This window comes from Paenibacillus radicis (ex Xue et al. 2023), from assembly GCF_024722015.1.
In the GTDB taxonomy this organism is placed as follows: Bacteria; Bacillota; Bacilli; order Paenibacillales; family NBRC-103111; genus Paenibacillus_S.
Genome location: NZ_JANQBD010000008.1, coordinates 166,025 through 185,050 on the forward strand (window position 1 = coordinate 166,025; position 19,026 = coordinate 185,050).

Genomic DNA, 19,026 nt, shown 5'->3' on the forward strand with positions numbered 1-19,026 from the left:
TTTCAATTTGTATATTTCTTCAGTACATTGAGCAGGCCATCGTTGACCTTGCAGTTTTTGAACGCGAATGGTCGATCTATGAAAAATCGATAGCAATTGACTTCCTCCATATCAGGGGCTTCCACCCACTGTCTGTCTGTAAAATGTGCCAAACACTATTCTCCTGTATGCGTTTGCACAATCGAATCATACCCGCACTTTTTCAGCGGATTTCTCGGGACGTGCCATGACGTAAGGGAGGGATTGTCCGGATGCAGTTCATAAGGATCATCATTCGTTTTCGACCTGGCCAGAGTGGCTGCGCGCCCATAACCCGGGAAGAAAGTCAAAACGGCTATGTAATAATCTTCTTCAACCCTACAAAAGTTCTGATCGGGATTCCCCCCCAGTACCGGATATTGAATGTTTGACACGGACATCACGCTCTCGCAGTTCACTTGGTTAATTCAATGAATAAACTAAATGGCAGAGGCTATGCCCACCCTCCTATTCTATGGAGGGGTTGTTTACGTTTTCATACCCTAATTGTAGTTCAGATTTTAACCGATGTAAACCCTCTTGTATTCTTGTATTCTAGTATATTTTTTGAAACAAATTGCTCCCACCCCGAAAAATATATATTCAGGGACTAGCATTGCATTAATTTCATCAGAATTTCCATAATATTCTGTCTTTAAGCTATCAAGCTCAGCTTTAAACTCAGGATTCAAGCAATAAATCTCCGCTGCGGAAAAGGGGGGATTTTGTTGTCAATAACGGAGAATGGGAGTAATTTAATGTCATTAATAAATGACACTAAACTACTCCCATAAAGTTGAATTGCGGTTTCTGCCATGTTAAATCCTTTTACTTTCCGAGTTTTTTTAGAATGTCGCGGTTGAACGCCTCGCGCCAGTTTTCCGTGTATGTGCTGGCGCTGCGTAAAAGCTCGTCGCAGAACGCGGCCACGTCCTCGCCAGTAATCTCCAAAACATGCTTGCCGTCCGCCGCACCAGCCTCAAACAGTTCTATTAGGCCATAATGGATCTTCATCATGTCATATCCGGATCCCGCCGCGAACATCCACATGTGTCCCTGTATTTTCTTAAATACATATTGATAGTCTTTCGGCAGAGCCTCCACCCTTGCCATCTGTTGCTTGTATTCACGCTTGCTCTCAATCATTTTTTTGATATTCAAATAATTATCGAAGAACTCAGACATTTGATTATTCCTCCCTCAATTGATTAATTTTCGACGCGACGAAGTCCCACTTTTTCCAGAACCGACGCAGTTCCTCGTGCCCCGCGTCGTTGAGAGTGAAAAAGTTTCGTGCTGGCCCCTTGTCGGATGGCTTCTTGGCGACATGTACTAGCTTGTTTTTTTCTAGCCGGAGCAGAATGGTGTATACCGTTCCTTCTACCACATCGGTGAAGCCGAGGGCGTTCAGCTGCCGCGTGATTTCGTAGCCGTAGGCTTCTTTGCGGCTTAAAATTTCAAGGACACAACCCTCAAGCACGCCTTTGAGCATTTCCGTTAGGTTTTCCAGAACAATACCTCCTTATCTATTTAGTATGACTGGTATGCAGTAATACTGACTACTGCTATATAGTAACACTAAATAGCTGCTTTTTCAATAGCGTTTGCTCTGACACAGATTTTACATTTTCAACTAATCCGCCCGCTAACTACATAAAAAATAAAAAGCCTGATTCCTCAAGCTTTTCTTCCATATGTTATGTTGGCACATTTGTGTCCAACAAACTAAACCAAACACCGTGTTCTCAGCCCAAGGCTGGGAACGCGGTGTTTGGTGTTTTGCCGCACCTTACAAGCCGGCAATAATATATAAATTATAACCCACTGCATACAATCTTTGGCATGCCTTGTAATAAGGATCCTTATACCGGGCCATCGCCTCCGGGCCATCCTCTGCATTTCGGTCAGCCCATAGGGTGATCGTACCATCAGGACTGAACGATAATATTTGCTCGCCAGGCAAATCCAATAGCTTCGATGCCATAGCCACGGTACCTCCCACGTTCCCATAGGAAACACCATGACGATCGAACACCTCTCCATCACCGGCAGGCATCCCCCGTACAAGCTCATGGTAGCCGTCACCATTAATGTCAACTGGTATCGTGCGATAAACGCTAAATGGCAGCTCATAAGACTCGCCTGACTCCGCATCATATATAAATTCGTCCATATTCTGATGAAAACGTCCATCAGGTCCACATGTTTTGGCGCCGATCCGAATAGCCATGGTCACGTGACTTCGGTCATCCTGAAGCCGGGCCGCCCATCCGATGTCCATGTGTCCTGCCTCCACATCTCCCCATTTGCGGTTCCCTTGATCATCAAACGTGGCCACACGTGGAGTAGCAGTCGGTTCGGATTCCCGAACTGTAAACAGAGACCACTCGTTATTATTCCGATTAAGCACCGGCTGAACCACATCCGAGTGGCCCGCATATACATCCCGGTCAGCGCAGAACAGCTCTTTTCCTGTATCGAGCTCGATGCAGCGTTCTCCCCACATTAATTCGTCGACACCGTCTCCGTTCAAATCAATGACCGGAGTGACATGGCTGCCCCGAGCCCCCGGATCCTCCTTCTTGATGTTCAATTCCCATCGCGATGACATATCCGGCTTCCAGCCTTGCAGATGCATGCCCCAATAGGTGCCTTGTGCCGTCACCAGTACAGGCTCGCCGTTGGCATAGCCCCCAACAATAAAGTTACGGAAGGTGCAGCTGAGCGGCTCCTCCTTACCTCCATCATTTGGCCATTGCCATTGTCCGGTCGTTTCCCCATTCGTTGCATCCAACCGCTCCAGCCGATAAAAAGGAAGGGCAAACGGATGCTGCTCATTTAAATTGTTGACGAACCACAGCTCATCGACACCATCTCCATCGAGGTCAAACGGATACACCGGACAAAACCAAATACCGGGTACGACCGTCTTCCCCAGCTCCCGCTTCCACAGCACTTCCCCTGTTTCATCGAACAACATCATTTTCAACGTGTCCGTAGGATAAAAAAACATATTAACCGATGGATCCACATCGAAGTCAGCCGAATATACGGCGAGAAAGGCTTGCTTGCCTCCTCCTAATTGAACGGGAATAGCTCTAAGCTGTCCAAGCTTTTGGCCAACCGAAAATTGTATTATTTTCTCCAGCTTAACTTGTTTTGTAGAATTGGTCATTTAATAAGCCTCCTCGATTATAATAGCGTGATTTGCTGCAGCCCTATTTAAGAACGGTCTTTCCTTCCGTGTTATACCAATTGGTCCAGAATTGAATGGCTTTGTCTCCTCCGGCTGAATTGTACCGTTTTACGTAATCGTCCCATGTTTTATCCACATCAGCGTTGCCAAGAATCGCTTTGGTCGTATACTCGCTTGTAATTTTACCTAGATTAAACCCTATCAAATCCGGGTAGTATGGCAATGCCGCACGAAGCAGATCGGCCTTACCGATTTTGGCCGCCATTTCCAGATTATCTACCGCTTCCTTCGGATAAACGACCCCAATGTATTTCTTTACATCATCGGTCAATTGTCCTGTTCTCACCAGCGAGAACGACCAGTGGATAGGAGCCAGCTGCTGCTGGGTCAGCTCAATTTTGCCGCCCACTTCCTTATAGTTGAAATCAGGTACGCCGATAAATGAGAATTTCATCCCCTCAGGCGACACAGCCCAATCCATAAACTTCATTAATTGATCGATATTTTTAGTTGTTTTAGGAATGGCCACGTAATGTCGGTTCAAGCTCGGGTACGAGAAGCTGGCAGGCTTGCCATCCGGCTGCAGTGGCAGTGGTAAAGCTATATACTGGCTCATTACTTCTTTCGGAATTTCAAGTCCGGACGGATAATGCCAAAAGCCGGAGATCACACCGTACTTGAGCGACTTAAACTTTTGCTGAAAAATCGGCGACGTCACGGTAGGAAACTCAGGATCTAAAATTTTCTCATTCACCAGCTTGTTCATAAACTTCAAGAAATCTTTGTATTCCGTAGTAATTTCCGGAGGCGTTACCTTGCCATCTCTAATTGAATAAGCCTCTGCATTATAAGCCGCCTTGAAAGCTCTGGCCCCATTATCTATATTGTTAGTGGTCAGTAAGCCGAAGGTATCATTCTTGCCGTTGCCGTCAGGGTCATTTAATGTAAATGCTTTCATTACGTTATAAAAATCATCTATCGTTTTCGGAATGGGCAGCTTCAGCTTATCCAGCCACACTTTGTTGATATAAACAACCTGGCTCAAGCCGTCTGGGCGGCTGTAAGGAATGGCGAACACCTTCCCTTTCTCTGTAACCGGCAGCCACGAGTCAGCAGGCATAACCTTTTTCAAATTAGGATACTTGGAGGTGTCATTGATGTAAGGACTCAGATCAGCCAACAGATCGTCTTTGGCATATTTCATTATTAAGTCCCGGTCCCCTACGGCAAAAGCATCCGGGTAGCTGCCAGAAGCCATGAGAACATTCAGCTTATCGACATATCCGGCGGTCCCGGGCGAATCGAGCACAACCTCGACACCCGTCTTTTCTTTAAGAAACCGAATGTATTCGTTATCTGTCAAAGACATTCCCTTCGGATCTACATTATAATCGAACATAACCTTGAACTTGGCCGGCCCCGCGCTCTTTGCTTTGTCTGGGGTATCGGCTGTTCCTCCAGTAGTTGATCCACCTGCGCTGCAGCCGGCTATAGCCGTGCACGCAGCGGTAATCAGCAGCATGGGGACCGAGATAGATTGCCAAGAGACCCTTTTCCTTTTCATGCGACTTCCTCCTTCAAAAGTGTAGGATGCATCCGTCCGTCAACAAGTGCTGAACGTTATCCTTATTGTTGAATGCCTTGGAAAGAATCGCAATTTACAATATTTCGAGTCATGTATAAACTTTTGAAACCAGCTCTGTTCATTTTTTTATACATTCCTCTTGGCCAACAATTTACTGCGGTATTCACTAGGCGTAAACAGATTCAGCTTCTTAAAATTGCGAATAAATGAATGAACCGTATCATAGCCGCACATTTCTGATATGAGCTTAATGGCCAGATCAGGATTTTCCAGCAGAAGCTGAGCCTTTTTGATCCTGAGCTGATTCAAATACTCAACAAAACCACAGCCAAACTCGTGCTTCATAAGCGTACTAATGTAGGAAGAGTTAATGCCGAGCGAATCCGATATGGTCGTCAGCGATATCGTCTTGTCATAATTGGCATGAATGTAGTCGACAATCAGCTGGAGTGTCTTATTATTGGAATTTTTTCGTGACATCACGCAAGCCGATACCTTACCAGCCACCTGCTTTACGTACTCCGTTTTATCCTGTACAAATTCATAGCTGTACATATTCATAAAAATATCGCCTTGAACAATTTCATTCATTTCAAGTCTAAGCTCCAGCATCATTTTCACAATTCCGTACAGAACATTGGAAAAAAATGCATTTACACGATCCAACGAGAACCTTTCCTCATTTACCAGTCCATCCAGCATTTGCTGCAGCTGCGCTTCAAATTCGTTCGTCAGCCCCTCTTTAAGAAGCAGACACAGCTTGCTTATATCGTCTACCCCATATGCAGATTCCTCCGTCTTTTTGGCGGCAATGTCCCGATAATGAATGATGCTGTGCTTTCCATATATGGTTTTGAACCCAACGGCCTGGAGCCCCTCATAATACCCGTGGTGCACACGATTAAGCCCATCCTGAATCCGGCTGATCCCAGCACAAATCGTTAAATTACAGCTGTCCCGGATTTCATTCTGCAAATATCTTACCGTTCCTTCCAAACGCTGGAGCATCGCGCTTTCCTCCACATCCCGCGGGACAGCAACAAGAATGGCGATCTTCTCCAGCTCAGCTTTAACCGGATAGCAGGCATAGGTTGTCATGAATGTCCACTTAATGGCATTATAGATCGTTTTGTCCATGAAAAAGCGTTCATCCTGCTTCATGCTGAGAAGGTAATTGTAAAAGTCATCAATCTGGAACACGATCACCATAAACCGATCGGTCGGAAATCTCAGCCCCATCTCCGTCATTTTATCCCGAATATCGGCTTCCTTCAGCTTTCCAGTCACTACATTCAGCACCAGATGATGCTTGAGATCCTCCAGATTTTTATTAAATGAGACTTCCAGCCTCTCGATCGGTTGAAAATAGGATCTTCGAATATATCCGTAAATAATAATAATTAATCCTATTAATAAAACAGCTACAACTAATATCATATTCCTGCGGTTTTTCCAGGAGGAGGACAGCTCAATCTGCGGTGTGAACGAAACCATTTTCCATTCGCCGCCCGGCTGCCCGGAAACGGACATGTAATAGGCCCCCCATTGGACCGGTTTATCCGATATCTTGTTCAGATCAGGCAGTTGACCGAGCGGCAGTGTGTCCACATTCACATCCTTGCCGGCTCTTATTGTAAGAATGCGGTCCCCTTTGCCCATCAGAAACATAGCGTAATTATCCGGTGTTGTAGCAAACAGCTTCTGCTCATCCACATTAATGGCTACAAGCCCTGTATCCCCTAATGGACCGACAAACGTAATAATATTCTTTTTGTTGACATACCCGGCCTTCTCCTCACGTTTGCCGACCCAATGACCTTCTCTTTCATTAAACTCGGAGAACAGCTCCTTTTCGGGAAAATGATCAAGGGTTGTGAATTCATGGTTGGAAGCCAGTACCATTCGGTTTACTTTGCTGTATATATACACGGAAACGATTAGTGGGTTACTGTTAATAATTTTGAGCGAGTTTTCCTGCACCTCACCCAACATGTACATATTTGTAATGAGGGGCTTGGGCTGGGATAACCAGTCTCTGAGGACGCGTTCCAAGGTCAGCTGGTAATAAATAGAGTTAATCTGCTTTTCCAAAACCAATGAAAGGGAAACCAGGTTCTCATGGGTCACATGAAACGATTCCACGAACCGTTCCGAAGTATCTCTATGGACCTTAATCAGATTCACCCCATAGGAAAGCACAATCATCAGCACGACAACCATTAGTAACAGCACAAGCTTCTTTTTCGGCAGCTTCAGCCTTGCGAGCCTCATTTGACTATCCCCCCGATAATGTTGTCCTTTTAAAAGTAAACGCTGTCATGCCGATTATAACATTTTATACATGCCGGTTAAGGTACATTTCTTTGACTCAAAAATTTGTTCAGTCCAAAGCTAGAAATATATACACGATCCGTTATAATGTAAGTTTTCCAGGTGCCGCTGCGCTCCTATAATAAAGCCAATATCAAATGAGGGAGGCGATAGATCATGAGAGCTTGGACGGAGTCACAGAGCCGCGTCATGCAAACAGCTAAACGCAAGAAGCTAACGGCCGCTTGGCTGACCGTAACGAAACATAAGTATTTGTACGTACTGCTGCTTCCCGGGCTGCTGTGGTATTTCATTTTTCGTTATATGCCTATGTATGGAGTCATGATCGCGTTCAAGGATTACAATTTTTCCAAAGGCATTTGGGGCAGCCCCTGGGTGGGACTTAAGCATTTTGAGTTTTTATTTCGCAATCAGGATTTTTATGCCATTGTCCGAAATACGCTGGTCATCAATTTATACGAGCTAGCGTTCGCTTTTCCCGTCCCCATCATCCTTGCCCTATTACTGAATGAAATGAAAAATCTGCTGTTCAAAAGAGCTATTCAAACGGTCGTTTATTTCCCGCATTTCTTGTCGTGGGTTGTATTTGGAGGCATTGTTATCCAACTGCTGTCCCCGAATGAAGGCTTGGTCAACAACATGCTGCGTTCCTTAGGGATGGAGCCGATCTTTTTTCTGAGCAAGTCCGAATTTTTTCGCCCTATTGTTGTTATCTCATCCATTCTGAAGGAATCGGGCTGGGGGGCTATCATTTATTTAGCAGCATTAAGCTCCATCGACACCGAGCAATACGAGGCTGCAACCATCGATGGAGCCAACCGTTGGCAAAAGCTGGTTTACATCACTCTGCCGGGCATACGCAATACGATTCTCATCATGCTCATTTTGAAAATCGGCTATCTGCTCGATGTAGGCTTTGAGCAAATTTACATCTTGTACAATCCGTCTGTGTACGATGTCGGCGATGTATTAAGCACCTATATTTACCGAGTCGGCTTGCAAAGCGCCCAATTCAGCATTACCGCCGCAATCGGGCTGTTCCAGTCGGTCATTGGCTTCTTCCTGATTTGGAGCACCAACCGGTTGGCAAAAAAATTCAGCGAAGTTTCCTTATGGTAAACAGAAAGGAGCAACCACCATGTCCATGAAGCTATCTGCGAATGCAGGAATCGGTGCTGTGCTTATCGGTTTTGCTATCCTGACCTTCCTCCCCTTTTATTACGTTATGTTGGCGTCCATCAGTGATTCCAATCTAATTCGAGAAGGCGAGCTTATGCTGCTGCCCAGAGGCTTCAATCTGAAGGCCTACGGCCTGATTTTCGATAATCCGCAGTTTCTGCATTCCTTTATGGTGACGGTAACACGTACCGTGCTTGGGCTTGCAGTCAATTTGCTGCTGCAGCTAACGATAGCCTATGCGCTTTCCAAGAGGTATTTGCCGGGCCGAAAAGTATTTATGATCTACATCATCATTACGATGATGTTTAATGGCGGCATCGTGCCCACCTTTCTGATTGTCAAAGCAACTGGATTAATGGATACGATCTGGGCTCTCGTCATTCCAACAGCTATCAGTACGTGGAACGTTATACTGCTTCGCACCTTTTTCGAGAACGTACCGGACAGCCTAGAAGAATCCGCCAAAATGGATGGAGCTAACGACATTTTTATTTTCGCCAAAATTTATTTACCCTTGTCCCTGCCAGCCATTATGACCATCGGTCTGTTCATAGCTGTCCATCATTGGAATGCTTTTATGGATGCGGTCATTTATACTAGCTCCGCCGATCTCAAAGTGCTGCAGCTCTTTCTGCGGGATATGGTTATCCAGATGGAAATGGCAGCTTTAATGGGAGACATGTCGGCCATGAGCGAGGTTTCATCTCTTTCTATCCGCACGGCATCAATCTTTCTGGCATCACTGCCAATCATTGTGATTTATCCATTTATCCAACGGTTTTTCGTAAAAGGGGTCATGGTGGGAGCAGTTAAAGGATAGAAGATTCAAGCGGGCAGTAAAGAAAAGCTATATCGAGATCTCTCAAGGATGAAGGACCGCAGATCAAATGCAGATTTTCTTGCTAGCAGAAAGCTCAACATGCACTTTAGGTGAGGTTATGCTTTCTTAGCTCTTATAAAAAATGTAGGAGGTTTAATCAATGACCAAAGAAATCGAATTAAAGCAAGTCCTGGAGCTTTCGCTGGGGTCCCCTATCGGTATGCTACGTGCTTTCCCAGTGCGGCTTGGCGAAGGTAACCATGCCATTGCGGTAGTTTACAGTGCTGATTTCGATATTGACCCATATTATGAAATGTTTTTCTTTCCAACGGATACCTTGAAGCTGACGCTATTCACGCAGGAGGGGGATCTATTATGGACTCGTGATTTCGGCAAAACGGTTATTCCGGGCATCTGGTTTTGCCCTGTCTTTCCTTTCGATCTGGACGGCGATGGTGTGGATGAAATCTGGTATGTCAACAACCTGAACCAGCAGCATCAGCTAAGCCTGCAAAACAGCTGTCTGGAACGGCTCGATGGACGGACTGGTGAAACAATCGGACAATATCCGTGGATCTATCAGGATGTCCAGCAAACGTTATCCACCCAATTCCGCAATTTTATTGCAGGCGGGCACGTGAACGGTGACCCTATATTAGTAACAGCGCAGGGAACCTATGGCAATATGTACCTTCAAGGCTGGAATAAGGACATGAGCCTTCGTTGGAAATTCAAGGTAGGTAAAGACGAAGCAGGTGCCAGAGGGAGCCATCTGTGCCCTGTGGTGGATATCAATCAGGATGGGATTGATGAGATTTTCTGGGGGGAACGCTGTATCGAACTCGATACCGGCCAAGAGCTGTTCTGCGCCGACCGCGATACCTACCGCGGGCATTCCGATATTATCCAGCCGATGCGCAATCCAATTACGGGTGAATGGAGTTTTTATACGATCCGAGAGGGAGACCCTGAAGCATCGCCGCGCGTGCTTCTGTACGACACCGCGGGTGAAAGGCTGTGGGGCGACGTCGATTACGGCCACATGGACATGGGCTGGACCGCTCGTCTGAAAGACGACGGCGGGCATGTCGCGATGGCGATCCGCATCGGGAAAAAAACCTGCGGGCCGGACGGCCGCTTTCATCAGGACCGCGATGAATTCGTCTTCGATACCGCAGACGGCCAGCCCTACACGCTGCCCTTCAGCGTGTACCAAACCATCCCCGTCGACCTGAATGGCGACGGGTTCCATGAGCTCGTCCGCGGCGTGCCTGGCGGCGACGGCGAAGTGCTCGACCGCAGCGGACGCTCCTGCGGGCACGTCGGCGGAACCGTGGCCATGGCGTCACGGTTCATGGATTTGCCGGGTGAGCAGCTGCTCTGCTTCTACCCGGAAGGCATGATTCGCATCTGGGCCGATGCAAACGCCAAAGACAATGAGCGGGCGCTCCGGCGTTATCGCGACCCGTTCTATACCAACAGCCAACGGTTAACCGGTGTCGGTTATAATCTATGCCTCATGTGCGGGCTATAAAAAGGCTACCGGCTCCTTGCTTGATCCCATAAAACATTATAGCCGCGATATTCGCGGCTATTAATATGATAATGTTTTTGTCACCCGACATGAACCCAAAAAATAAGCTTCGTCTAAATATTCGTGTGCCCATTGTTGGATAAAGGGAAATATTTCACTAGGTCACACCGATATCAGCTTTGTGATGTTTCCTTTAGGTAGGTGTTTTATTAAGCTATCGTACTCGTTGAGGAGCCTAGCAATGCTGATGTATCTATTTATCAGTTTTTGGGTAGTAAGAAAATTCCGGATTTTTTACTATATATTGTTTTTCTTTTGTCAATGCGTTTATTAATTCTGGTCCTACATTAAGATTCCCCTGTACTAATTGATGAGGTGTAAGTGCCATCCACTGATTAAGCGAAACATCTTCAAAGCGGTCACTCTTAAATATCTCCATAGCCCAAAGGGTTTTATCACCGGTATTCTCAATATAGTGACCAAATGCACGCGGTACATATCCTACATCCCCAGCTCGATAATCGAAAGTGCGAGCAGTGCCATTGGCTGCGAATACCGTCATACGAGCCGTACCTGAGATATAATATTGCCATTCATCATTATTTGGATGCCAATGCATTTCTCTCATCGCTCCTGGTTTGATTTCCAATAACGATGCGGCAATTTGAGTGGAAATCGGAAAGTTGGTAGAATCGACTATACGCACAGTGCCGCCCGGAGTTACAATCGGCTTTTGTGCGAGTAGTCGATGTGTAAAGGATAATGGTATCGTACCTTGCGGGTCTGGTACCTGCTGACTTTCGATTGGACCGGGAACAGTTCCCTGATAAATGTATAGTTGATGGTTCGGGATATGGGCAAAAGTGCTTGTTGGCACACCGAAATTCGTCGATAGTACGTCCATTGGTGTATGTGCGAACCAATCGGAGATAGTTATAGTATTGAGGTCAGAGAAATTACCGTCAGGGAAGACGAGCAAAAACTCGCTACCTTCTTCCAACCCTTGAATAGAATGCGGAATTCCGGGAGGGAAGTACCACAAGTCGCCTACACCTACGTCGGCAATGAAGTTCCTCCCGTTCTGGTCAACTGATGTAATGCGTGCTCGCCCCACAAGCATGATAGCCCATTCCGCTTGCTGATGCCAATGTAACTCGCGAACACCACCCGGAGTCAAAGCCATATTCACCCCCGCAATCGTGGTTGAAATCGGCAGTTCTCTAACCGTAATTTCCCGCGACCAGCCACCATGATTTAACTGCATATGAGTGTCGGAGAAAGAGAACTTCATATTGGACAACGACCCGGCATCGGTGGCAGGCGATACTAGCATGTCAGGGTTCTCAATGTCTCGCATGATGTCGCGTGGTCCTAAATCCCACCAACCGGCACCATCATTTCTTATCGGTTGTGGTATATTTCCATTCCGTGTTTCGTTTTTCATAATTATTTACTCCCCTCGATCTATTCACTTCATAATCGTGACTGGGTAAATGCCTAATGTAAGTTATGAATAGAAACAGGAATTGGAAACATGTCCACTTTAAACCTTAAACTGCTCTCGACCTTGTTTGAAATAACCGTACTGATTCCAAACTTCAATTATTCAAGAATGTTACCACGCTATCCTGCCCACGTAACAAGTATGCCCATTGATTCCGGCAGCCTCGTTTCTGTTACTTGCTTATTCGACCATTGACTATCGAGTCCCTTTGATTGTTGATTTAATTACTTCATAACTACATAACTAAAAAAGTATCATTTTCAAACCACCACAGGTAACCGTCTTTAGGCTGAACAGGCAAAAATCGTCCCTGTTTATCCGTTTTTCATTCATAATTCCATCCAATCTTAAAGAACAACTTGACAACGGCAAAAACATAAAGAAGATCGCCCTCCACTTGGCCAAGAAGGCCGATTAAAGGGCGATTGTTGTTTAGAAAATCGCTTTGGACTTAATTTTATTTTCTCTCTTTGTCAATCAGCGGCGAAAAAATGGCTTTTCTAAACAGTCTGAAGGCATTTAAGCGTTGGCTTGCATGCAACTACTGGGCCATTCTTTTTTCCCTCATCACCGACTGGAAGATTACCCTAAGTAAAGGCGGCACCGCAAAAAAGATAAACAAAGTTCGGAACAACTGATAACAGGTAATCACCGATAAATCTCCATTCACATCTTTGGCAATGAATGCCATCTGATCCATGCCACCTGGCGATAGACTTAGAAATGAAGTGACTACAGTTATATCATGCAGCCTAGTCAACAGCAGGCTCAACAAGATCGAGCACCCAATCAGCGCCACCCCGTTAAATAGCGCCAGCAAAATGATTTTGAGCTTATGCTTCAAGTTTTCCGGCTTCAGTAGCAGACCGATGTAGCTCCCCATCATGATCTGCGACAAGTCAAGTACGAGTATCGGTAACGAATGGCCTTCATAACCAGACAAATTCAGCAGCATTGTGCCGATCATCGGCCCAAGCAGAAATGCCGTCGGGAACCTGATTTTTTGCCCAATGAGCGCTAACAGCACGCATACGACAGCGAATAGCCAGATATGTGGGAACAACGCTGCATACCCACCACTGGATCCGGTAGCTGCGATTGCGGCGCTGTGGTTGATTGTAACGTGAAACAGCGGGCTAAAAATGAGCAGTGGTACGCAAAACATGATCATGATCAGCCGGGATACCTGCAAAAAGGTAACAATCGTCAGATCGATTCCCTTCATTTCCTCAGCCAGCGAGACCATTTGACTGAGCCCGCCGGGAATGCTTCCCATAAGGATGGTCGGAAAAGGAATGCCAGACAACAACGAGATGATGAATGCAATGCCTCCGGCGCACACGAGCAAAAGTGCCGTAAACAGAACCATCGTCGGCAACTGTTGTCCAATTTGCGCCAAGGTCGAAGCGGTGAACGACAGCCCCAGCGTGTAACCGATAATAATCATCCCGGTATTGCGGATTTGTACGGGCCAGAAGAACGTTATTCCCCTAAATATTTTGGAGCCAATTAAGACGAAAACCATCGAGCCCAATAGCCATGGAAGCGGCATGTGGATCAGTTGAAAGAAGAAGCCCCCCAAAACTGCAATGGTGCAAGCCGTCAAGAAGCGGATCCACTTGCTCTCTTTCCAGGATGAACTCTGGTGTGAATACTCTGTGCCATCCATTACAGGCTCTCCGTCAATTCGTCAATTGCTGCTCGGACATCACCTTGAAATACGCCTCCGTGATAGCAAATCACATTGTCGATTGAATAATCCTTGAATTTGCGAAGCGATGCAAGGGCTGTCTTCATGTCAGGCGTAACTGCTGAGTTGGGACCGTGGAGTTTCCCTTTCTCGATGACCATCGCATCTCCGGCAATGAGAGTTTTGCTTAGCTCATGGTACAAGCAAATATGACCCGGCGTATGTCCAGGCGTATGAATGACCGTAAGACCTCCGCCGAAAGGCAGCTTCTCTCTGTCAGCCAGAAGGCGAGTTACATTTTTTACTTTTCCCGAAAAGTTGGTCTCAAATGCGGAAGCAAGGTCACGCGGCAAAGAAGCAATCAACCTCTCCTTAAACTCTTCATTTAACTTGATCATCGGCTTCAATCCATCGATATAAGGTTGGTCATCTGTGTGCGCGTATACGTCCACGCTTTCGCCTTTAAATTCCGGCAGGCCGCCCACATGATCGATATCCTGATGGGTAAGAATAATGGAATAAGGTGCCTTCGGATCGATTCCCGCTTGGGTCAAGAGCTTCTTAATGAGACCGTAACTTCCAGGCATTCCGGTATCTACCAATACGTAAGCGTGTTCGTCACGGATGACCGTAGGGTTGATGACCATTTGGTTTGCACCTACTTGAATGGTGACCTCCAGCATTTCAATATGTTCATTAATTTTCATGTTACGCCAAAGCTTAGTGCTCTGGCACACCTCCTTCATATTTAATAATTTATAAAACTCACGAGTTCATTATATGACTTATAAGTTTTTTGTGTAAATTCCTTTATTGACCATCAGGCTGGGGCATGTCAGAATGTGTAGAGGTGATAAAAGATGGAACAATTCAAAAGACAACAAATCGTCGATACGGCAATGCACATTTTCAAGGAAAAAGGTTATTTCGCAGCCTCCATGCAGGACATCGCAGAAGCTTGCAGCATGGCCAAAGCGAGCATCTACAAAGTATTTCCCTCGAAGGAGGATTTGTTTACTGGAATCTTCGTCGAGGTTCACCGGACACTGTTCGAAGAATCCCGCTCGCTGGAACGCACGCTTAGGTTAGAAGGTCATCCACCTAAGGAAAATTTGCGTCGCAAGATTGCTTTTCAGCTGCAATTTATGCTCGAAAACTACTTTTTCACCAGTGAATTCAAAGACTTGCCAATTACAAGCAACGAGAACTTCCTGAATGAATGGCGTAAAAAACGAGCTACTTTGCTAGCCATGCACCATGACTGCTTCCATGAAGCGTATGGCGAGCCCATTGTCCCCTATCTTGGAGATACGGTGGCTATCTTCCGCGGCATGCTGAAAGAATATTTAACTCATTTGGTCCAAGCCGTAATTGCGGTCCCCACATCTGAATTGGCCGGATTTCTCGTGGATCGGATGGATGTGATCGTCGGGGATTTGATCACAAGCAGTGCAGAGCCAATACTCAAGGCTTCGAGTGCTTATTTCAACGACATCAGCCCATTGAATGACGAGACCAGACAGACCAACCTCAAAGAGTTTCTAAAATTCTTTGTCGTTAAGATTGAGGAATTGCCCCAGCCAGAACGTATTCGGAATGAGCTGCTCGAGGTAATCGATCTACTGCAGCGTGAGCTTGAGCAACCTGAGCCGAATGGCACCCTTTTAAGAGTGTACATCACCTTTTTAGATACCGTCAGCGATTTGAAGCCTTATGTACACCAGCTCGTCCTTTTGCTGAATATTAATACTTTCCTTATTTCTTAAATCTAGTGAGTTCCTCCACCGCAAGTTTCTACCAAACGTCCCACCCTCTTTACCATCAACTACATCTTCCGGAGCTCCTTGTTGTCTAGGGCTTGGCCCTAATAACAATAGACGGCGCAATAAATGCAACCGTCTATTCAGAAGGAGAACTATGGGATGTGGAATTACTTGGAGAATGCTCCACATCATATCATATGAAATTCTATTAAAATTGGAACGACATATTTCCCTTGCAAGTGTCTAATTTTGGGACAGCCCAATCTTTTAACTCGACCTGTTCATAAAATACAGAAGGTTAAACGAAAGGAGGCAGAAACCATGGGACTTGGAGTTGGAGGACTTGGTGGTGTAGGTAGCTGCGGTGGATTTTTTACATCTACTGGTGTGATTCTTGTACTTTTCATTTTGTTGGTCATTGTTTCTCGTTCATTTATCTAGTATTGTCCAAAAGAATTATGCTTGGACTCAAGATTATATTATTTTCTGCGTATTTGGTAACTATTAATTTTGGATATTAGACTCGCCACCCACACCTCATAATATCCTAAGAGCTATGCCCTCATTCCTTCGGGATTAAGGGCTTTTTTCGTTTAATCAGGTTATAGAATCATCTTGTGTAACCTTATTATTGTTCAACTATGGTCTCCCGTTCCCTCACCCATAAAAAAGTAGCCGCCTCAAAGGTTGTTATCGAACTTCCTTTGAGGGCGGCTTATGGCAATCTATCTACGTTACATCTCTAAGAGTTACAGCATTCCAACACGAACGGATTGCATCGCTGACGCTCTCATTGCTTAACTCGAAGATTCCGTGCAGGTGGGCCTTCAGCATGTAAACAAATGTGCCGTAATGCATCTGCACCATAATTTTCGGATTCATCGGTATAAACAGCTTCTCCTGAATGGCTTCTCGATATAACTCGTTCATTGGCCCACACCATCCGCCGGTATAAACTTCTTGCTTTACCTCTTCGTAAATGTAAGGCGAGAACGAATACTGCTCTATAAATTGAAAGCCCTGAGGATATTTTTTCCCCAATTCGATAACCCGATTCCAACCAAATTCAAACTTTTCACGAATCGTTGTGCCCTTTAGCAAGCCTACTCGCACATACTCTCCGTTAAACGTAACAATGGCTTTGTACAATTCGTTAACGATATCTTCTTTACTTTTGAAATAATGATAAATATTCCCGGTCGATACACCAGACTCCTTGGCGATAAGCGCCATTGAGGTAGCTTGTAATTCCTTTCGGATGATGATATTAAGTGTTGTTTCAAGGACAGCCTGCTGCACCCTGTTATAGTTCTCAAACATTTGGTTATCCCGCTCCCACCATAAGATCGAATGATCATTCTAATCTAACATACACCTTATGCAATCCGTAGTCAAGATTGTCAGATCGACCTGTCGTTATGACGAAGCGTTTCATAATGGGCTTACATATAATTCTTAGCAATGGTCTCCAAATATTCTTCAATGGACACAGAATTTCTAAGCGCCATCAGATCATTGCCTGCTGTTCCGATGACAGTGCGAAATTTATTGCTCTCTCCAGTCGCCAAAGCGGCTATGGCATCCACGATAATTTGAGGATCATCCAATGAAGAGCTGGATTCTGCATGATTCATTAAATTCTGCACTTTCGTCATCAGATTTTCGTAATCCTGTATGTTATCATCTCGGTTCCAAGTGATACTGTTCTTGAAATTATTTCCTGTAGAACCTCCCTGCTCGATCAATCTAAGCTCGATATTCAACGGCTTCAGTTCGTAATAAAGACCTTCCGTCAGTCCTTCCAAAGCAAATTTAGACATATTATAGAGAGATCCGAGTGGCACCGCTGTCGTGATTCCCATGAAAGAGCTGATATTGATGAACATGCCTCCGCCATTGGCTCTGAAATGTGGTATAAATTTACGAATGACATTGATCGGTCCTCGCGTATTAACGGCGAATTGCCAGTCAATCGCTTCTTCTTGGGCTAATTCCAACGGACCATAAGTCCCCATACCGGCATTATTGATGACGACGTCGATCTTACCGAACGCGGCTATGGCTTGATCTACCGATGTTTGAACTTCATGCACATTGGTGACGTCCAGTTTGAAAATTTTGATATTATCGTAACCTGTAAGCTCGGTTTCTTTATTGGGTGTACGCATGGTTGCGGCTACGTTCCAGCCCATTTCAGCAAATCGAATCGCCGTAAGTTTTCCCAAACCTGAACTCGTTCCCGTAATAAAAACTGTTTTACTCATGTTAATACCTCCAAATTATAAATTGAACGTTATTTATAACAATTAAATGGTTTAGATCGAATGTTCATTCTATTATGATATAAGATTTGTTTTCTGTCAAATACGTGACAAAGATTATCGTCCTGATTCCTATGTAATTCAATTTCAAAGGTTCCGTCAAAAAACAAAGGAAATCTTCTTCGAATTGAATGTTGCATCGGCTGATTAAAGGCTTCTTTTATATTTACCCAAAGCGAATTCTAGATAAAGGATCTATTTAGTCAAATAATCCGCTTCATTTGAAGTTTTTTAATTTTTACTCAAGCTTTATAACAAGGCATCATCATTTCATAGAAACTGATCATCAAAGTACATACTCTTTTTGCCGGAAAAATCGTAAAATAGAAGTAGTCAAGGAGGTCGTTGCTATGTTGACGGAGCAGGTCTTCGTTGGAAGCGTGTTTATTGCAGGTCTGCTCTCCTTCTTCTCCCCGTGTATTTTTCCATTATTGCCTGTATATGTCGCCCATCTCGGCGGCGCGACCCCGGGGAGTGAGTTGAAAGCAATCCAATTAGGAAAAATACGGATTCATCCGTCCCTTATTGGCAACACGTTGTTTTTTATTCTCGGATTATCCTTTGTTTTTGTGTTGCTCGGATTTGGTGCGGGTGCATTAGGGAGCATTATTAACAACTCTTGGTTTATCGTTATTTGCGGGGTAGTCGTAGTTTTATTGGGGATCTTTCAAACGGGTGTAGTTAAGCTGCTTTTCATGCAACGAGAGAAAAAAATGACGATAGAATGGGAGGGAAAAAAGGGCTTTGTAGCCTCATTTTTGCTCGGTTTCACGTTCAGCTTTGGTTGGACGCCATGTATCGGTCCGATACTCGCTGCTGTGCTCAGCCTTTCTGCCAGTGAAGGTTCGTCGGTACAGGGCGGTGGCTTTATGCTCATTTATGCGAGCGGTCTAGCTATTCCCTTCCTGCTCCTTTCGCTCTTTTCAGATCTTTTGATCGGACGTCTGAGAGCATTCAATAGGCATATGCCTATGTTAAAAGTGATCTCCGGTATCCTGCTTGTTGTTATGGGGGTACTCCTTATGACGAATAATTTGAACATGATTACACCTGCGTTTTAGTGGCAAATTGCAAAGATAAAAGGA

Annotated in this window: 18 protein-coding genes and 1 pseudogene; 6 read left to right on the forward strand and 13 right to left on the reverse strand. The window is 45.2% G+C overall.

Going from position 1 to position 19,026, the window contains the following annotated elements:
• Nucleotides 1-2: 2 nt before the first annotated feature.
• The 8 genes and pseudogenes from NV381_RS12895 to NV381_RS12930 all read right to left on the reverse strand — a co-directional run bounded on the left by NV381_RS12895 (nucleotide 3) and on the right by NV381_RS12930 (nucleotide 7,070).
• The gene (locus tag NV381_RS12895) at nucleotides 3-152 is read right to left on the reverse strand and encodes a hypothetical protein (RefSeq protein WP_258213696.1); all 150 of its coding nucleotides are present in this window, start codon (nucleotides 150-152) and stop codon (nucleotides 3-5) included.
• 6 nt (nucleotides 153-158) lie between these two features.
• A pseudogene (locus NV381_RS12900) lies at nucleotides 159-305 on the reverse strand (glycoside hydrolase 43 family protein); the annotation flags it as partial.
• Nucleotides 306-539: 234 nt separating this feature from the next.
• Nucleotides 540-710 carry a hypothetical protein gene (locus tag NV381_RS12905; RefSeq protein ID WP_258213697.1) on the reverse strand — a complete coding sequence of 57 codons (171 nt, stop codon included), beginning with the start codon at nucleotides 708-710 and terminating at the stop codon, nucleotides 540-542.
• Between the two features lie 136 nt (nucleotides 711-846).
• Entirely contained in the window at nucleotides 847-1,203 is a 357-nt protein-coding gene (locus NV381_RS12910) for a DUF1048 domain-containing protein (RefSeq protein ID WP_258213698.1), read from the reverse strand.
• Between the two features lie 4 nt (nucleotides 1,204-1,207).
• Nucleotides 1,208-1,528, reverse strand: a complete 321-nt coding sequence (locus NV381_RS12915) for a PadR family transcriptional regulator (RefSeq protein ID WP_258213820.1) — start codon at nucleotides 1,526-1,528, stop codon at nucleotides 1,208-1,210.
• A 279-nt stretch (nucleotides 1,529-1,807) separates the two neighbouring features.
• A complete protein-coding gene (locus NV381_RS12920) occupies nucleotides 1,808-3,193 on the reverse strand; it encodes a hypothetical protein (protein WP_258213699.1) in 1,386 nt (461 codons plus the stop codon).
• 43 nt (nucleotides 3,194-3,236) lie between these two features.
• Nucleotides 3,237-4,778, reverse strand: coding sequence for an extracellular solute-binding protein (locus NV381_RS12925; RefSeq protein ID WP_258213700.1), 1,542 nt, complete (start codon nucleotides 4,776-4,778; stop codon nucleotides 3,237-3,239).
• Between the two features lie 147 nt (nucleotides 4,779-4,925).
• Nucleotides 4,926-7,070: an AraC family transcriptional regulator gene (locus NV381_RS12930; RefSeq protein WP_258213701.1), complete on the reverse strand. Its 2,145-nt coding sequence runs from the start codon at nucleotides 7,068-7,070 to the stop codon at nucleotides 4,926-4,928.
• 216 nt (nucleotides 7,071-7,286) lie between these two features.
• Here NV381_RS12930 and NV381_RS12935 point away from each other — a divergent pair, with 216 nt between their 5' ends.
• The 3 genes from NV381_RS12935 to NV381_RS12945 all read left to right on the forward strand — a co-directional run bounded on the left by NV381_RS12935 (nucleotide 7,287) and on the right by NV381_RS12945 (nucleotide 10,663).
• Complete coding sequence (locus tag NV381_RS12935) at nucleotides 7,287-8,249, forward strand: ABC transporter permease (RefSeq protein ID WP_258213702.1); 963 nt, start codon at nucleotides 7,287-7,289, stop codon at nucleotides 8,247-8,249.
• Between the two features lie 19 nt (nucleotides 8,250-8,268).
• Nucleotides 8,269-9,129, forward strand: coding sequence for a carbohydrate ABC transporter permease (locus NV381_RS12940; RefSeq protein WP_258213703.1), 861 nt, complete (start codon nucleotides 8,269-8,271; stop codon nucleotides 9,127-9,129).
• Nucleotides 9,130-9,289: 160 nt separating this feature from the next.
• The gene (locus NV381_RS12945) at nucleotides 9,290-10,663 is read left to right on the forward strand and encodes a hypothetical protein (RefSeq protein WP_258213704.1); all 1,374 of its coding nucleotides are present in this window, start codon (nucleotides 9,290-9,292) and stop codon (nucleotides 10,661-10,663) included.
• 253 nt (nucleotides 10,664-10,916) lie between these two features.
• Here NV381_RS12945 and NV381_RS12950 read toward each other — a convergent pair whose 3' ends face one another.
• The 3 genes from NV381_RS12950 to NV381_RS12960 form a co-directional block, all read right to left on the reverse strand.
• Nucleotides 10,917-12,107, reverse strand: a complete 1,191-nt coding sequence (locus tag NV381_RS12950; RefSeq protein WP_258213705.1) for an oxalate decarboxylase family bicupin — start codon at nucleotides 12,105-12,107, stop codon at nucleotides 10,917-10,919.
• 601 nt (nucleotides 12,108-12,708) lie between these two features.
• Complete coding sequence (locus NV381_RS12955; protein ID WP_258213706.1) at nucleotides 12,709-13,836, reverse strand: AbrB family transcriptional regulator; 1,128 nt, start codon at nucleotides 13,834-13,836, stop codon at nucleotides 12,709-12,711.
• Nucleotides 13,836-14,564: an MBL fold metallo-hydrolase gene (locus tag NV381_RS12960; protein ID WP_258213707.1), complete on the reverse strand. Its 729-nt coding sequence runs from the start codon at nucleotides 14,562-14,564 to the stop codon at nucleotides 13,836-13,838. The genes NV381_RS12955 and NV381_RS12960 overlap by 1 nt, the downstream gene beginning before the upstream one ends.
• A gap of 153 nt (nucleotides 14,565-14,717) precedes the next feature.
• Between NV381_RS12960 and NV381_RS12965 the strand changes: the two genes are divergently transcribed.
• Nucleotides 14,718-15,623, forward strand: a complete 906-nt coding sequence (locus tag NV381_RS12965) for a TetR/AcrR family transcriptional regulator (RefSeq protein WP_258213708.1) — start codon at nucleotides 14,718-14,720, stop codon at nucleotides 15,621-15,623.
• A gap of 318 nt (nucleotides 15,624-15,941) precedes the next feature.
• Complete coding sequence (locus tag NV381_RS12970) at nucleotides 15,942-16,061, forward strand: YjcZ family sporulation protein (RefSeq protein WP_258213709.1); 120 nt, start codon at nucleotides 15,942-15,944, stop codon at nucleotides 16,059-16,061.
• 288 nt (nucleotides 16,062-16,349) lie between these two features.
• Here NV381_RS12970 and NV381_RS12975 read toward each other — a convergent pair whose 3' ends face one another.
• On the reverse strand, nucleotides 16,350-16,940 hold the full coding sequence (locus NV381_RS12975; RefSeq protein WP_258213710.1) for a TetR/AcrR family transcriptional regulator: 591 nt from the start codon (nucleotides 16,938-16,940) through the stop codon (nucleotides 16,350-16,352).
• Nucleotides 16,941-17,062: 122 nt separating this feature from the next.
• Nucleotides 17,063-17,884 carry an SDR family oxidoreductase gene (locus NV381_RS12980; RefSeq protein ID WP_258213711.1) on the reverse strand — a complete coding sequence of 274 codons (822 nt, stop codon included), beginning with the start codon at nucleotides 17,882-17,884 and terminating at the stop codon, nucleotides 17,063-17,065.
• A 407-nt stretch (nucleotides 17,885-18,291) separates the two neighbouring features.
• Between NV381_RS12980 and NV381_RS12990 the strand changes: the two genes are divergently transcribed.
• Entirely contained in the window at nucleotides 18,292-19,002 is a 711-nt protein-coding gene (locus tag NV381_RS12990) for a cytochrome c biogenesis CcdA family protein (RefSeq protein WP_258213712.1), read from the forward strand.
• Nucleotides 19,003-19,026 lie beyond the last annotated feature (24 nt).